Below are 15,281 nucleotides of genomic sequence, written 5' to 3' on the forward strand. Positions count from 1 at the left end.
CCGCCACCGAAGGAATCCGCCATGAAAACCAAAGCCGCCGTCGCCTGGAAAGCAGGTGCCCCGTTGACCATCGAGGAAGTCGACCTGGCCGGTCCGCGCGCCGGCGAGGTGCTGGTCGAGATCAAGGCCACCGGCATCTGCCATACCGACTACTACACGCTGTCGGGCGCGGACCCCGAGGGCATCTTCCCCGCGATCCTGGGCCATGAGGGCGCCGGCGTAGTGACCGACGTGGGCCCGGGCGTGACCTCGCTGAAGCCGGGCGATCATGTGATTCCGCTTTACACGCCCGAATGCCGCCAGTGCAAGTTCTGCCTGTCGCGCAAGACCAACCTGTGCCAGGCGATCCGCGCGACCCAGGGCAAGGGCCTGATGCCGGACGGCACCTCGCGCTTCTCGCTCGACGGCAAGCCGATCTTCCACTACATGGGCACGTCGACCTTCGCCAACCACATCGTGGTGCCGGAGATCGCGCTGGCAAAGATCCGCGACGACGCGCCGTTCGACAAGGTCTGCTATATCGGCTGCGGCGTGACCACCGGCGTGGGCGCGGTGCTGTTCACCGCCAAGGTCGAGGCCGGCGCCAACGTGGTGGTGTTCGGCCTGGGCGGCATCGGCCTGAACGTGATCCAGGGCGCGAAGATGGTCGGCGCCGACAAGATCATCGGCGTCGACATCAACCCGAATCGCGAGGCACTGGCGCGCCAGTTCGGCATGACGCATTTCGTCAATCCGAACGACGTCGACAACGTCGTCGACCATATCGTGCAGCTGACCGACGGCGGCGCCGATTACTCCTTCGAATGCATCGGCAACACCAAGGTCATGCGCCAGGCGCTGGAGTGCTGCCACAAGGGCTGGGGCAAGTCGATCATCATCGGCGTGGCCGAGGCCGGGGCCGAGATCTCGACCCGCCCGTTCCAGCTGGTGACCGGCCGCGAGTGGAAGGGCTCGGCCTTCGGCGGCGCGCGCGGCCGCACCGACGTGCCGAAGATCGTCGACTGGTACATGGACGGCAAGCTGAACATCGACGACCTGATCACGCATACGCTGCCGCTGGAGCGGATCAACGAGGGCTTCGACCTGATGAAGCGCGGCGAATCGATCCGTTCGGTGGTGCTGTACTGAAGGCCGGAGGCGCGACGCTCATGCTCGAACTGCTCTCCGAGCACGGCTGCTTCGGCGGCGTGCAGCGCTTCTACCGGCATGCGTCGACCGCGGTCGGCCTGCCGATGCGCTTCTCGGTTTTCCTGCCGCCCGCGGCGCTGGCCGGCGTCGGCACGCCGCGGCCGGCGCTGTTCTACCTGGCCGGCCTGACCTGTACCGAAGAGACCTTCATGATCAAGGGCGGCGCGCAGCGGCTGGCCGCGCAGCTCGGCCTGATCCTGGTCGCGCCCGATACCAGTCCGCGCGAGACCGGCATCGCCGGCGAGGCCGACGAGTGGGACTTCGGCGCCGGCGCCGGCTTCTACCTGGACGCGACGCAGGCCCCGTGGCGCGCGCACTGGCGCATGGAAAGCTATGTGGCCGGCGAGCTCTACGATCTGGTGGTCGGCGAGCTGGGCGCCGATCCGCGGCGCATCGGCATCTTCGGCCATTCGATGGGCGGACACGGCGCGCTGGTGCTGGCGCAGCGCCATCGCGAGCGCTTCCGCTCGGTGTCGGCGTTCGCGCCGATCGCCGCGCCGTCGCAATGCCCCTGGGGCGAGAAGGCGTTCGGCCGCTACCTCGGCGAGGATCGCGCCCAATGGCTGCAGTACGATGCCAGCGCGCTGATGCGGGCGCAACCCGCCGCGCCCTTCCCCGGCGGCATCCTGATCGATCAGGGTCTGGCCGACAAGTTCCTTGCCGACCAGCTGCATCCCGAGGCCTTCGAGGCGGCCTGCGCCGCGGTGGGCCAGCCGCTGACGCTGCGGCGCCACCAGGGCTACGACCACGGCTACTACTTCATCGCGACCTGGATGGAGGACCATCTGCGCCATCATGCGGCGCAGTTGCAGGCGCCCTGAAGCGCCGGTCCTTGCGGCGCGGCGCGATCGAACCTAGGCCGCCGCGCCGAAGCGCTGGCGATAGTCGCGCGGCGTGATGCCCAGATGGCGCAGGAAGGCGCGCCGCAGCGCTTCGTCGGAACCGAAGCCGCTGCGCGCGGCCACCGCCTTCAGCGGCAGCTCGCCCTGCTCCAGCAGGCGGCGCGCCGCTTCGAGCCGCGCCGATTCGATGAAGGCGGTCGGACTGGCGCCGGTCTCGCGGGCGAACACGCGCCGGAAATTGCGCTCGCTCATCGCGGCCCGCGCCGCCATCTCGCTCATCGTGAACGCGCGCGTCAGGTCGCGGAGGATCCAGTCCTGCACCTCGCGCACGCCGGCGTGGCCGGTGGTCTGGCTGGCCAGATGCACGCTGAATTGCGACTGGCCGCCGGGCCGCTTCAGGAAGACCACCAGCTCGCGCGCCAGATCGAGCGCGATCTCCCGCCCCAGATCCTCCTCGACGATGGCCAGCGCCAGGTCGATGCCGGCCGTGACGCCGGCCGAGGTCCACAGCGTGCCCTGGCGCACGAAGATCGCATCGGGATCGACTGCCACCGCGGGATAACGCTGCCGCAGCAGCGGCGCGACGCTCCAGTGCGTGGTCGCGCGCTTGCCGTCGAGCAGGCCGGCGGCGGCCAGGAAGAACGATCCCGAACACAGCGCCACCAGCCGGCCGATGCGCGGCGCCACCGCGCGCGCCCACGGCACGATCTCCTCGGCGTCGCGCAACGCCCCTTCGATATCGCGCGCGCCGACGATCACCGCGGTATCGGGCAGCAGCACCGTGTCGAGCCGCGCGGTGGCCTCCAGCGTTATCAGCGTGTCGGACCGCACCGGGCCGACGCGGGTCGACACGATGCGCGTGCGATAGGCCGGCGGCTGGCCGCGCCGGGCCAGCTGCAGGTTCGCGTAGTCGAACACCGTCATCGGCCCGACCGCCTCCATCGCCTTGAAGCCGGGATAGACGACCAGATCGATCTGATGGGGGGCGGGGGATGGTGGGGGCATGAAACGGCGATCACGGGCGGCCGGCGCGAACGGCTGGCGGCATGGCGGGAAACGAAAGGCCACAGTGTAAACGAGGCAGTGTTCCTGCTTGCAGAGATGCATCTTGATACGCGATCCCCCTCGCGCCAGTTTTCTCCGCTCTGCCGCTTGCGGGAGAGGGGTTGGGGCAGAGGGCAAGCGGCGTTGACAGTGCGACCGCCGTCCCCCCTCTCCCCGCCCCTCTTCCCGGTGGGCAGAGGGAGAACACATCTGCCTGCCGCAGGCGGGTGAAGGCAGCAACATCGGCCAGCCACACCCGCTTGCTATCATGAACTGCAGACCGTTGCGCCACCGATCCTCCCGATCCCTTGATCACTTCGCTGCGAGCCGCCCGTGCCCCATGAAGTCAGCCTGATCACCACCATCGCCGCCGGCCTCGGTCTGGCGCTCGTCTTCGGCTTCATCTGTGCCCGCCTCGGCGCGCCGGCGCTGGTGGGCTATCTGCTGGCCGGCATCGTGATCGGGCCAGCCACGCCGGGCTTTGTCGCCGACATGGCGCTGGCCGGGCAATTGGCAGAGATCGGCGTGATGCTGCTGATGTTCGGCGTCGGCCTGCACTTCTCGCTCGAGGACCTGCTGTCGGTGCGCCGAATCGCGCTCCCGGGGGCGATCGTGCAGATCGCCTTTGCCACCGCGCTCGGGGCCGGGGTGACCACGCTATGGGGCTGGCCGCTCGCCGATGCGCTGGTGTTCGGGCTATGCCTGTCGGTCGCCAGCACCGTGGTGCTGCTGCGCGCCCTCGAGCAGCGCGGCACGCTCGATTCGGTCAACGGCCGCATCGCGGTCGGCTGGCTGGTGGTCGAGGACCTGGTGACGGTGCTGGTGCTGGTGATGCTGCCCGCGCTGGCGGAGGTGCTCGGCACCGTTCCATCGGGCCAGGCCGCCGCGATAGCGGCCGGCGGCAACGGCGCCGTGCCGGCCGCGGACGGCGCCTCGCTGTGGGCGACGCTGGGCGCCACGCTCGGCCGCGTCGCGGTGTTTGTCGCGCTGATGCTGCTGGTGGGCCGGCGCCTGTTTCCGTGGCTGTTGTGGCAGGTCGCGCGCACCGGCTCGAACGAGCTGTTCACGCTGTGCCTGGTCGCCGCCGCGGTCGGCATCGCCTACGGCTCGGCGGTGCTGTTCGGCGTCTCGTTCGCGCTCGGCGCCTTCTTCGCCGGCATGGTGCTGCGCGGCTCGGCACTGAGCCATCGCGCCGCGCAGGAAACGCTGCCGCTGCGCGACGCCTTCTCGGTACTGTTCTTCGTCTCGGTCGGCATGCTGTTCGATCCGCGCGTGCTGCTCGACGCGCCGCTGCAGGTCGCCGTTACGCTGGCCATCGTGATCGTCGGCAAGTCGCTGGCCGCGCTGGCGCTGGTGCTGGTGATGCGCTACCCGCTGAACACCGCGCTGACGGTGTCCGCGAGCCTCGCGCAGATCGGCGAGTTCTCCTTCATCCTCGCCGGGCTCGGCGTCACGCTCGGCATGCTGAGCGCGCAGGGACACAACCTGGTGCTGGCGGCTTCGCTGATCTCGATCGCGCTGAACCCGCTGGTATTTCACGCGGTCGAGCCGCTGCAGCGCTGGATTCGCGCTCGATCGGCGCTGGCGCGCAAGCTCGAGCGCAGTGCCGACCCGCTGGCCGAGCTGCCCGCCACGGTCGACCAGGCGCTGCTGACGCGGCAGGTCGTGCTGGTCGGCCATGGCCGCGTCGGACGCCGCATCGCCGCGGCGCTGCGCTCGCATGGGGTGCCGGTGGTGGTGGCCGACCAGAACCGCGAGATCGTCGAGGCGCTGCGCGCGCAGGGCGTGCCGGCGGTATCGGGCGATGCCGCCGAACCGTCGGTATTGATCCAGGCCCATATCGCGCGCGCGGGCATGCTGGTGATCGCCACGCCCGATACCGTCGGCGTGCGGCGCATGGCCGAGATCGCGCGCACGTTGAATCCGGGCATTCGCATCCTGGTGCGCACGCACAGCGAGGACGAGGCCGCGCTGCTGCTGCAGGACCGCGTCGGCGAGGTCTTCCTCGGCGAGCACGAACTGGCGACGGCGATGATCGAGCGCGTGTTGCAGAGCGCGCGGCAGGACGCGGCGGCGCACGATGCGAGCGCGAACAGCGACGCCAGCGGCGGCGCAAGCGGCGGCGGCCAGCGCGCCGGCGCGCCGCACTGAAGTGCCCGGCCGGCCGCGACGTCAGTCCGCCGCTGCCTGCATGCCGCGATAGACGCCAGGCCGCAGCCCGGTCCAGCGCCGGAACGCCCGATGGAAGGCGCCAGGCTCGGCAAACCCCATCTCGGCCGCGATCTCGGTGATCGGCAGATCGGTATGGCTCAGCGCCTCGATCGCCAGGTCCCGCCGCAATTCGTCCTTCAGCTGCTGATAGGTGGCGCCCTCCTCCATCAGGCGTCGTCGCAACGACGAAGCGGACAGGTGCAGCGCCGACGCCAGCGCCTCGAAGGTCGGCCACACGTCCGGCCGCGACTGCCGCAGCAGCCGGCGCACGCGCGCCACCACGCTGCTGCGGTCCGAATACTTGACCACCACGTTGTGCGGCGCGTCGCGCAGGAACGCCTTGACGCTGCGCTCGTCGTGCCGCACGGGATGGTCCAGCCACGCGGCGTCGAAGACCAGCGCGGTGCCGGGCGCGTCGAAGGCGAGCTGGCGCGAATACATGACGCGGTACTCGGCGCTGTAGTCTGGTTCTGGATAGCGGAACGCGGCCAGCCGCACCGGCACGCGCCGCCGCGCCAGCCAGCACATCAGTCCGTGCAGCATGATCAGCAGCGTCTCCTGCGCGAACACGCCGGGCCGGCGGCGCGACGGCTCGGTCAGTACCAGCGCGGCACGCTGCGGCCCGCCGGCGGTGGCATTGCCCTCGTAGCGGCGCAACAGCTGCACGCCGATATCGTCGAGCAGCACGCCGAAGCCGCGCGCGACCCGATCCAGGCCCTGCCCCAGCGTGCGGCTGCCGGCCACCGCATGGCACAGCAGCGCGAAGCTGCCGGGCTTCATCGCGCGCGAGTCCTGGCCGAAGAACTCGTCGCCCAGCGCCGCCGACACCCCCAGCCACAGCGCCCCGTAGCTGGCCGCCGATACCCGTGCCTGCGGGACCGCCAGCATCGCGGGCGCGATACCGGCGGCGCGCAGCACCGGCTCGGCATCGATGCCGCGCGAGCGCAGGCCGGAGATCGCATGGTGGACGAAGCAGATCGCGACACTACCTTTTTCCATCGGTACGCAGGGCAACAACGGGACGCAACAGCAAAGGCATGGAGACGGTCCGTGGGGTTCGGTGAGGTTCGCTGAATTGACGCGGCCACGGCGACGGTCGTTTCGAGGACACCGCCGGCAGTGGCAAATCAGTTCAGCGCAGTTGACGGATTTTGGCATAGCGCGCGCCGGCATCGCCTTTCTACACTGCCGTCAATCTCGCTCGCCCGACCACACAACGACAGCGCCATGTACAGCGAATACACCGAGCAGCAACGCATGATCCGCGACACCGCGCGCGCCTTCGCCGAGGAACGTCTGAAGCCCAACGCCGCGCAATGGGACCGCAGCGGACAATTGCCCGACGAGATTGTCACGGAGATGGGCGCGCTCGGCCTGCTTGGCATGATCGTGCCCGAGCAATGGGGCGGCACCTATACGGACTACATCGCCTACGCGCTGGCGATCGAGGAGATCGCCGCCGGCTGCGCGGCTTGCGCGACGCTGATGAGCGTGCACAGCTCGGTCGGCTGCGGCCCGATCCTGCACTACGGCACCGAAGCGCAGAAGGATCGCTATCTGCCGGCGCTGGCCAGCGGCGAGCTGATCGGTGCGTTCTGCCTGACCGAGCCGCAGGCCGGCTCGGAGGCCCACAACCTGCGCACACGCGCCCGTCCGGCCGATGACGGCTGGGTGCTGTCCGGCAACAAGCAGTTCGTCACCAACGGCCAACGCGCCGGCATCGCGATCGTCTTTGCCGCGACCGAGCCGGAACGCGGCAAGCGCGGACTGTCGGCCTTCCTGGTGCCGACCGACACGCCGGGTTTCCATGTCCATGCCCCGGAGAAGAAGCTGGGCATCCGCGCCTCGGACACCTGCGCGATCACGCTGGAGGACTGCGTCGTGCCGCACGACGCGCTGCTCGGCGACACCGGCGAGGGCTTGCGCATCGCGCTGTCGAACCTCGAAGGCGGCCGCATCGGCATCGCCGCGCAGGCAATCGGCATCGCGCGCTCGGCCTTCGATGCCGCCTGCCGCTATGCCGGCGAACGCGTGCAGTTCGGCCGTCCGCTGCGCGAGCATGCGCCGATTGCCAACATGCTCGCCGACATGGCGACCGAGCTGAACGCGGCGCGCCTGCTGGTGCATCGTGCCGCGCGCATGCGCAGCGACGGCCAGCCCTGCCTGTCCGAAGCGTCCCAGGCCAAGCTCTATGCGTCCGAGCTGGCCGAACGGGTCTGCTCGAAGGCGCTGCAGATCCACGGCGGCTACGGCTACCTCGAGGACTACCCGGTCGAGCGCCACTACCGGGACGCGCGCATCACGCAGATCTACGAGGGCACCAGCGAGATCCAGCGGATGCTGATCGCGCGCTCGCTGTAGTTCGGGCCCTCGCCCTCCCTTGCGACTTGCCTCGCCAGAACAAACCGACGGAGACACCATGACCAAACAGCCCGCCACCGAAACCGCGATTCCAACCGTCAAGCTGCTGATCAACGGCGAATGGGTCGAATCTGCCGCCACCGAATACCGCCAGGTCGTCAATCCGGCCACGCAGCAAGTGCTGGCGCGCGTGCCGCTGGCCACGCGCGCCGAGGTCGACGCGGCGGTCGGCGCGGCGCAGCGCGCCTTCGCGAGCTGGCGCCATACGCCGATCGGGGCCCGGCTGCGCATCATGCTGAAGTACCAGGCGCTGATCCGCGAGCACACCAAGCGCATCGCCGCGATCCTGACCGCCGAACAGGGCAAGACGTTGTCCGACGCCGAGGGCGACATCTTTCGCGGCCTGGAGGTGGTCGAGCATGCCGCGTCGATCGGCACGCTGCAGCAAGGCGGCTTTGCCGAAAACGTGGCCGCGGCCGTGGACACCTACACGCTGCAGCAGCCGATCGGCGTGTGTGCCGGCATCACGCCGTTCAATTTCCCGGCGATGATTCCGCTGTGGATGTTCCCGATGGCGATCGTCTGCGGCAATACCTTCGTGCTCAAGCCCTCCGAGCAGGACCCGCTGTCGACGATGGAACTGGTGGCGCTCGCGCTCGAAGCGGGCGTGCCGCCCGGTGTGCTGAACGTCGTGCATGGCGCCAAGGACGTGGTCGACGCGCTGTGCACGCATCCCGATGTCAAGGCGGTGTCCTTCGTCGGCTCGACTGCGGTCGGCACCCATGTCTACAACCTGGCCGGCAGCCACGGCAAGCGCGTGCAGTCGATGATGGGCGCGAAGAACCATGCGGTGGTGCTGCCCGACGCGCACAAGGAGCAGACGCTGAACGCGCTGGTCGGCGCCGCCTTCGGCGCGGCGGGCCAGCGCTGCATGGCGACCTCCGTGGCGGTGCTGGTCGGCGCGGCGCGCGACTGGCTGCCCGACCTGATCGCCAAGGCACGCACGCTGAAGGTTGGCGCCGGCGCCGAGCCCGGCACCGATGTCGGACCGGTGGTGTCGGTCGCGGCGAAGCAGCGCATCCTGGGGCTGATCGAGGCCGGCGTGCAGGAAGGCGCGACGCTGGCGCTCGACGGCCGCGATGTCAGCGTGCCGGGCTATCCGGACGGCAACTTCATCGGACCGACCGTGTTCACCGACGTGACGACCGGGATGTCGATCTACACGCAGGAGATCTTCGGGCCGGTGCTGGTGGTGATCGGCGTCGACACGCTCGACGAGGCGATCGCGCTGGTCAACCGCAATCCCTTCGGCAACGGCACCGGCGTGTTCACGCAGAGCGGCGCCGCGGCGCGCAAGTTCCAGAGCGAGATCGACGTGGGCCAGGTCGGCATCAATATCCCGATTCCCGTGCCGGTGCCGTATTTCAGCTTCACCGGCTCGCGCGGCTCCAAGCTGGGCGACCTCGGGCCCTACGGCAAGCAGGTGGTGCAGTTCTATACGCAGACCAAGACCGTGACGGCGCGCTGGTTCGATGACGAGACCGTGAACCAGGGCGTCAACACCACCATCGCGCTGCGCTGAACCAGCCCAACGGACCCAACGGACCCAACGGACAGGAGACCTCGATGCATATCGCCTTTATCGGCCTGGGCAACATGGGGGCGCCGATGGCGCGCAACCTGCTGAAGGCCGGCCACACGCTGACGGTGTTCGATCTCAATGCGCAGGCGCTTGCCGCCTTGCGCGACGCCGGCGCCAGCGGCGCCGATTCGCCGAAGCAGGCAGCCGCCGAGGCCGACATCGTGATCACGATGCTGCCGGCCGCGGCGCATGTGCGCGGCGTCTACACCGGCGAAAACGGCGTGCTGGCCGGCGTGCGTGCCGGCGTGCCGCTGATCGATTCGAGCACGATCGACCCGGCGACGGTGCGCGAGCTTGCGGCGCTGGCCGCGCGCCAGGGCAATCCGTTTGCCGACGCGCCGGTGTCGGGCGGCACCGGCGGCGCGCAGGCCGGCACGCTGACCTTCATGGTCGGCGCCGACGCGGCGCTGTTCGAGCGGCTGCAGCCGGTGCTGGCCGGCATGGGCAGGAACGTGGTCCGCTGCGGCGACACCGGTACCGGCCAGGTCGCGAAGATCTGCAACAACCTGATCCTCGGCATTTCGATGATCGGCGTGTCCGAGGCGATGGCGCTCGGCGCGCGGCTCGGCATCGACGCCAAGGTGCTGGCAGGCATCGTCAACACGTCGACCGGGCGCTGCTGGTCGTCCGACACCTGCAACCCCTACCCCGGCGTGATCGACACCGCCCCGGCCGCGCGCGGCTACAGCGGCGGCTTCGGCGCCGAACTGATGCTGAAGGACCTGGGCCTGGCCAACGACGCCGCCCGCGCGGTGCGGCAGCCGCTGTTCCTCGGCGCGCTGGCGCAGCAGCTGTACCAGGCGATGTGTCAGCGCGGAGACGGGCAGCTCGATTTCTCGGGCGTCATTCGGCAATACCTCGACGCCGATGGAGGCGCGGCGTGAACGCAAGAGTCGAATCGCTGCCGCCGCGGATCGAGGCCGAGGGCACCGATGAAGTCCGCTTCGAGGTCATCAACCGCGTCGGGCTGGTGACGCTGAACCGGCCGCGCCAGCTCAATGCGCTGTCGTATCCGATGATCGTGGCGCTGCGCGAACAGCTGCGGCGCTGGGCAGCGCAGAAGGATATCGTTGCCGTGGTGCTGCGCGGCGCCGGCGACAAGGCGTTCTGCGCCGGCGGCGATATCCGCGCGCTGTACGACAGTTATCGCGACGCCGCGGCCGGACGTGGCGGCGACGATGGGGAACCGCTGTACCGGCGCTTCTTCGTCGACGAATACCAGCTCGACTTCGAGCTGCACCGCTATCCGAAGCCGGTGGCCGCGCTGATGGACGGCATCGTGATGGGCGGCGGCATGGGGCTGGCGCAGGCGGCACCGCTGCGCCTCGTCACCGAACGCTCCCGCGTCGCAATGCCCGAGACCGGCATCGGCCTGGTGCCCGATGTCGGCGCCAGCCACTTCCTGTCGCGGATGACGCCCGAGCTGGCGCTGTATGTCGGCCTGACCGGCGTGACGCTCGGCGCGGCCGATACGCTGCTGTGCGGACTCGCGGATGTCGCGACCGACAGCGCTTCGCTCGTGGAGTTGGAGACGACGCTGGCCAGCATCGACTGGCCGGCCAGTGACCGTGACACGGTGCTGGCAACGCTGCGCCGGGCGCTGGTTCCGGCGTCGCCGACCACCGCGGCCGATGCCCCGCTGCTGAAGGTACTGCCTGCGCTGCTGCGACACTTCCGCGCCGACGCGACGCCCGCGGCGATCCTGCAAGGCCTCGCCGGTGAACAGGATCCATGCTGCGCCGACTGGGCCGCGAAGACGGCGACGCTGCTGCGCGGCCGCTCCCCGCTGATGACGGCCGTCACCCGCGAACTGCTGCTGCGCGGCCGCCGGCTGGATCTGGCCGACTGCTTCCGCATGGAGCTCGACGTGGTCAGCCACGCCTTCACCGACGGCGACTTCATCGAGGGCGTGCGCGCGCTGATCGTCGACAAGGACCAGACGCCACGGTGGCGGGTGGACAGCCACGATGCGGTCGCTCCCGATACGGTACGCGGGTTCTTCGTGTCGCCGTGGGAAGGCGAGCGGCATCCGCTGTCGGCACCAGCACTGAAATAGGAAAGGGCGCTCCGAAGAGCGCCCTGTATAGCCGACAAGTCTGTCGTCCCCGCGAAGGCGGGGACCCAGCGGCTTGGTCATCCCGCTCCGGCACAGGTGGAAACACCGTTCTGCCGTCCTACCGGTTACGATTCCCGCGCCTTGAAGGAAAAAGGGCGCTCCACGGAGCGCCCTTCAAGGAGGAAGTTGGGGGTCCGCTTGCCTATTCAGGCAGCTGCCGACACTGATCCCGACCTATCGCCAGCGAATATAGCCACGCTCACAGCTCGAGTCAATGGACCACCTGTCCGAACCAGAATTGGCTAGCGTCGCAGCCCTTCTCTCGGACGAACGGCTTGGAACGTTCGAGCGCTTCACCGGGTCTCGCCGCAGCGCCATTGCGCTCCATCAGGCAATGCTCAGACTTGCCGCCTCGCTGATGACGGTCACCGCCGTGGTAGAGATTGCATTGCGCAACGCCGTCTGTGCCCAGCTGACGGACCACTTCCAAACCCCGGACTGGCTCCGCATGCCGCCCGCTCCCTTTCAGTGGGACAACGAGTTGAAAGCGAAGATCCTGCAGGCCGACGCCAGCGCGCGAAAGACTGCGTACGCAAAGATGAACCTGGACGTACGGCAACAACTGGATAGACGCGCGTTCTGCGGCGGCATTGCACCGCACGGTCTTGCATATGAGCACATCCTGAGGGCCCGGCAAAAGGTCGTCAGCGTATCGATGGGACAACTGGTGGTACAGCTGACTCTGTACTTCTGGAAGCGGCTGTTTTCAACGAGCTACGAGCACACGCTATGGCGACCCGCGCTGAAGCACGTCTTCCCGGACAAATCGGTGTCGCGCGCATTGGTTGCCAGCCATCTTGAAGCGCTTTATCAGACCAGGAATCGCATTGCGCATCACGAACCTGTCTACGGACACAGGCTTCAACAAGCCGAAGCCGCTATCGACTTCATTGCACGGTGTCTGTGGCGAGGTGACATCAAAGGTGCCACCCCGCTGGAGAAGCTGCTTCAAGCAGAAATGACAGAGCTGAGAACGCGCGCCGAGTCAGCAAACCGCATCCTCGCCATGCGTGTTCCGCCGGCGCGGCCGCATTGAAGCAAGAGAGGCGCTGATGAGAGCGCCCAAGCTTGCCAACGGAGATTGTCGTCCCCCAAAGCGGGGAACCCAGCAGCTTTCAAAGACGCTGGATTCCCGCTTTCGCGGGAACGACATGCGGTACGCGAGCCTGCTCAGGGCTTTGGCGCCGTTGCGGAAGCCGCCGCCGGTGCGACCAGCCCATCGGCGCGGAACATCGCCTTGATGCCCCGCACCGCCTGCCGGATGCGCGATTCGTTTTCGATCAGCGCGAAGCGCACGTAGTCGTCGCCGAAGTCGCCGAAGCCGATGCCCGGCGATACCGACACCTTGGCTTTCTCCAGCAGCTGCTTGGCGAATTCCAGCGAGCCCAGCGCGCGATACGGCTCGGGAATCCGCGCCCAGATGTACATCGATGCCTTCGGCAGCTCCACCGGCCAGCCGGCCTCGTTCAGCCCGCGCGCCAGCACATCGCGGCGCGACTGGTATTGCGCGGCGATCTCGCGCACGCATTGCTGGTCGCCCTCGAGCGCGGCGATCGCGGCAATTTGCAGCGGCGTGAACGTGCCGTAGTCGTGATAGCTCTTGATGCGCGCCAGCGCCGTCACCAGGTCGGCATTGCCCGCCATGAAGCCGATGCGCCAGCCCGCCATGTTGTAGCTCTTCGACAGCGTGAAGAACTCCACTGCGATGTCCTTGGCGCCCGGCACCTGCAGGATCGACGGCGCCTTCCAGCCATCGAAGACGATGTCGGCATAGGCGAGGTCATGCACGACCAGGATGTCGTGCTTGCGGGCCAGCGCGATCACGCGCTCGAAGAAATCGAGTTCCACGCATTGCGCGGTGGGGTTCGACGGGAACCCGAGCACGATCATCTTCGGCTTCGGATAGCTGCCGCGGATCGCGCGTTCGAGCTCGGCGAAGAAGTCGACGCCGGGAATCAGCGGCACCGAGCGGATATCGGCACCGGCGATCACCGCCCCGTAGATATGGATCGGATAGCTCGGGTCGGGCACCAGCACGGTGTCGCCGCGATCGAGCGTGGCGAGCATCAGGTGCGACAACCCCTCCTTCGAGCCGATCGTCACGATGGCCTCGCGCTCCGGATCGATGTCGACGTCGTAGCGCTCGCGATACCAGTGCGAGATCGCGCGGCGCAGCCGCGGAATGCCGCGCGAGGTCGAATAGCCGTGGGTATTGGGACGCTGCGCCGCCTCGGTCAGCTTGGCCACGATATGCGCGGGCGTCGCGCCATCGGGATTGCCCATGCTCATGTCGATGATGTCCTCGCCGCGGCGGCGCGCGGCCATCTTGAGCTCGGCGGTGATATTGAAGACGTAGGGGGGAAGACGATCGATGCGCGCGAAGCGGCGCTGGCTCGACTGGCTCGAGCCGGGGGATGCCGGAATGGCTGACATGGTTGTCCTTGTACGTAAGCGCCCGGAACCGTCCGAGCGACGTTGGCGGTTGTCAGTGCCGCCGGCGACGATGTTAATCGGGTTACGGGCGCGCGTCCATCGCCGTCGTGCAGGCGCGATCTCGCGTTGATCGGCCCGCTTCCGTGGGAAGGAGTCCGCCGCACGTCGCGCCACGCGTATATCCCCTCTTGCTCCCAGCGTGCTTCGGCGTTAAGCTTCGCACGCTTTGTATGCAAAACTTGAACACAAAAAAAGGAGACATAGCGCGATGGATCTCGCTGCCGCCCAACTGCCGATGGTGCTCAATGGTCTGGAATGGTCGGGCTGCGCGCTCGCGATGAGCGGCTCGCTGCTGGTCGCGCTGCACAACAAGGCGTCGCGCTGGGGCTGGATCTCGTACCTGTGCTCGAACATCGTGTGGAGCGTGTTCGCACTGGTGACCGGCACCTATGGCCTGTTCGTGCAACAGCTCGGCTTCACCGCGACCAGCCTGTACGGACTCTACCGGCATACGCAGTTCCATCGGCAGGGCGGACACGCCGGCTCGCACTGAGCCGGACGCCCTCTCCGCCCTCCCCACTCCGGCCTCTTTACGCGGCTCAGTCGTCGAGCGTTTCATGCACGCCGACGGCGCCGTGCTTCCAGTAGGCCGACGCGCGGATGCGGCGCTTGTCGATGCCGCGCTCGTCGACCAGGCAGGCGCGCACGGCGCGCATCGCGGCTGCCTCGCCGGCCGCCCAGACATAGCCCTCCCCGGCAGGCAATTCCAGCCAGCGCAGCGTCGTCAGCAGTTCGTCGCCTTCGGCGCGATACAGCCAGTGCAGTTCGCAGGCGGCGTCGCCGCGCAGATCGACACGCGCCTCGCGATCGTCGACCTGGACGACCACCACCACGCGCTTGCCGGCCGGCAGTTCCTCGACCCGGCGCGCGATCGCGGGCAGCGCCGCTTCGTCGCCGATCAGCAGGTGCCAGTCGAACGCCGACGGGATCACGAAGGAACCGCGCGGCCCGCCGATGCCCAGCCATTGTCCGGGCTGCGCCTGCGCCGCCCAGCTGGCGCCCGGGCCATCGCCGTGCAGCACGAATTCGATATCGAGCTCGCGCGCCGCGGCGTCGTAGCGGCGCGGCGTGTAGTCGCGCGCGATCGGGCGCGGCTGTCCTTCAGGAAAGATCGGACCGTCGGGCCCCATCTCCGGCAGCACCGGGCGCTGCTGTCCCGGCGCCGGCAGGAACACCTTGATATGGTCGTCGAACGAGGCCGACACGAAGTCGGCGAGATCGTCGCCGGTAAAGGTCACGCGCAGCAGCGCGGGTGCGATCCGCTGCGTGCGGACCACCTGGATATGGCGGAACTTCAGCGGATGGCGGACGCGCTCGACGGTGAGCGCGGCGTCGCGGCGATCGGTGGCGTCGAAGGATGTGGCACGGTCGGTTGCGGACATGC

13 protein-coding genes are annotated in these 15,281 nt (G+C 68.6%); 9 read left to right on the plus strand and 4 right to left on the minus strand.

The annotated features are described in order from the left end of the window. Positions 1-21: 21 nt before the first annotated feature. Positions 22-1,128 (plus strand): S-(hydroxymethyl)glutathione dehydrogenase/class III alcohol dehydrogenase, encoded by a 1,107-nt coding sequence (locus LRR16_RS21035; protein ID WP_232207009.1) that lies wholly within the window; start codon positions 22-24, stop codon positions 1,126-1,128. Between the two features lie 20 nt (positions 1,129-1,148). After that, positions 1,149-2,009: an S-formylglutathione hydrolase gene (gene fghA, locus LRR16_RS21040; RefSeq protein ID WP_232207010.1), complete on the plus strand. Its 861-nt coding sequence runs from the start codon at positions 1,149-1,151 to the stop codon at positions 2,007-2,009. A gap of 33 nt (positions 2,010-2,042) precedes the next feature. Here the strand turns inward: fghA and LRR16_RS21045 are convergent, their stop codons facing one another. Then, a complete protein-coding gene (locus tag LRR16_RS21045; RefSeq protein WP_232207011.1) occupies positions 2,043-3,035 on the minus strand; it encodes a GlxA family transcriptional regulator in 993 nt (330 codons plus the stop codon). A gap of 372 nt (positions 3,036-3,407) precedes the next feature. Here LRR16_RS21045 and LRR16_RS21050 point away from each other — a divergent pair, with 372 nt between their 5' ends. Then, positions 3,408-5,225, plus strand: coding sequence for a cation:proton antiporter (locus LRR16_RS21050; protein WP_232207012.1), 1,818 nt, complete (start codon positions 3,408-3,410; stop codon positions 5,223-5,225). A 21-nt stretch (positions 5,226-5,246) separates the two neighbouring features. On the opposite strand, the gene LRR16_RS21055 is transcribed toward LRR16_RS21050, so the two are convergent. Next, complete coding sequence (locus LRR16_RS21055; protein ID WP_064575631.1) at positions 5,247-6,284, minus strand: AraC family transcriptional regulator; 1,038 nt, start codon at positions 6,282-6,284, stop codon at positions 5,247-5,249. Positions 6,285-6,512: 228 nt separating this feature from the next. Between LRR16_RS21055 and LRR16_RS21060 the strand changes: the two genes are divergently transcribed. The 5 genes from LRR16_RS21060 to LRR16_RS21080 all read left to right on the plus strand — a co-directional run bounded on the left by LRR16_RS21060 (position 6,513) and on the right by LRR16_RS21080 (position 12,440). Continuing rightward, positions 6,513-7,646 (plus strand): acyl-CoA dehydrogenase family protein, encoded by a 1,134-nt coding sequence (locus LRR16_RS21060; RefSeq protein ID WP_232207013.1) that lies wholly within the window; start codon positions 6,513-6,515, stop codon positions 7,644-7,646. A 58-nt stretch (positions 7,647-7,704) separates the two neighbouring features. Continuing rightward, positions 7,705-9,228: a CoA-acylating methylmalonate-semialdehyde dehydrogenase gene (locus LRR16_RS21065; protein WP_232207014.1), complete on the plus strand. Its 1,524-nt coding sequence runs from the start codon at positions 7,705-7,707 to the stop codon at positions 9,226-9,228. 44 nt (positions 9,229-9,272) lie between these two features. After that, positions 9,273-10,172: a 3-hydroxyisobutyrate dehydrogenase gene (gene mmsB, locus LRR16_RS21070; RefSeq protein WP_023263814.1), complete on the plus strand. Its 900-nt coding sequence runs from the start codon at positions 9,273-9,275 to the stop codon at positions 10,170-10,172. Further along, positions 10,169-11,344, plus strand: coding sequence for an enoyl-CoA hydratase/isomerase family protein (locus tag LRR16_RS21075; protein ID WP_232207015.1), 1,176 nt, complete (start codon positions 10,169-10,171; stop codon positions 11,342-11,344). Before mmsB ends, LRR16_RS21075 begins: the two co-directional genes overlap by 4 nt. A 274-nt stretch (positions 11,345-11,618) precedes the next feature. Then, the gene (locus LRR16_RS21080) at positions 11,619-12,440 is read left to right on the plus strand and encodes a hypothetical protein (protein ID WP_232207016.1); all 822 of its coding nucleotides are present in this window, start codon (positions 11,619-11,621) and stop codon (positions 12,438-12,440) included. Positions 12,441-12,574: 134 nt separating this feature from the next. On the opposite strand, the gene alaC is transcribed toward LRR16_RS21080, so the two are convergent. Continuing rightward, a complete protein-coding gene (gene alaC, locus LRR16_RS21085; protein ID WP_232207017.1) occupies positions 12,575-13,837 on the minus strand; it encodes an alanine transaminase in 1,263 nt (420 codons plus the stop codon). Positions 13,838-14,105: 268 nt separating this feature from the next. Between alaC and LRR16_RS21090 the strand changes: the two genes are divergently transcribed. After that, positions 14,106-14,390, plus strand: coding sequence for a nicotinamide mononucleotide transporter (locus tag LRR16_RS21090; protein ID WP_006577853.1), 285 nt, complete (start codon positions 14,106-14,108; stop codon positions 14,388-14,390). 46 nt (positions 14,391-14,436) lie between these two features. Here the strand turns inward: LRR16_RS21090 and LRR16_RS21095 are convergent, their stop codons facing one another. Beyond that, positions 14,437-15,279, minus strand: a complete 843-nt coding sequence (locus LRR16_RS21095) for a siderophore-interacting protein (protein ID WP_232207018.1) — start codon at positions 15,277-15,279, stop codon at positions 14,437-14,439. Between the last annotated feature and the right edge of the window lie 2 nt (positions 15,280-15,281).

It is taken from the genome of Cupriavidus sp. UGS-1 (assembly GCF_021213615.1).
GTDB lineage: Bacteria > Pseudomonadota > Gammaproteobacteria > Burkholderiales > Burkholderiaceae > Cupriavidus.

Bases quoted from the DNA above. Each gene is read 5' to 3' on its own strand.
- LRR16_RS21090 (WP_006577853.1), top strand. From the start codon at position 14,106: ATGGATCTCGCTGCCGCCCAACTGCCGATGGTGCTCAATGGTCTGGAA.
- LRR16_RS21065 (WP_232207014.1), top strand. From the start codon at position 7,705: ATGACCAAACAGCCCGCCACCGAAACCGCGATTCCAACCGTCAAGCTG.
- LRR16_RS21060 (WP_232207013.1), top strand. From the start codon at position 6,513: ATGTACAGCGAATACACCGAGCAGCAACGCATGATCCGCGACACCGCG.
- LRR16_RS21035 (WP_232207009.1), top strand. From the start codon at position 22: ATGAAAACCAAAGCCGCCGTCGCCTGGAAAGCAGGTGCCCCGTTGACC.
- mmsB (WP_023263814.1), top strand. From the start codon at position 9,273: ATGCATATCGCCTTTATCGGCCTGGGCAACATGGGGGCGCCGATGGCG.
- fghA (WP_232207010.1), top strand. From the start codon at position 1,149: ATGCTCGAACTGCTCTCCGAGCACGGCTGCTTCGGCGGCGTGCAGCGC.
- alaC (WP_232207017.1), bottom strand. From the start codon at position 13,837: ATGTCAGCCATTCCGGCATCCCCCGGCTCGAGCCAGTCGAGCCAGCGC.
- LRR16_RS21080 (WP_232207016.1), top strand. From the start codon at position 11,619: ATGGACCACCTGTCCGAACCAGAATTGGCTAGCGTCGCAGCCCTTCTC.
- LRR16_RS21055 (WP_064575631.1), bottom strand. From the start codon at position 6,284: ATGGAAAAAGGTAGTGTCGCGATCTGCTTCGTCCACCATGCGATCTCC.
- LRR16_RS21095 (WP_232207018.1), bottom strand. From the start codon at position 15,279: ATGTCCGCAACCGACCGTGCCACATCCTTCGACGCCACCGATCGCCGC.
- LRR16_RS21045 (WP_232207011.1), bottom strand. From the start codon at position 3,035: ATGCCCCCACCATCCCCCGCCCCCCATCAGATCGATCTGGTCGTCTAT.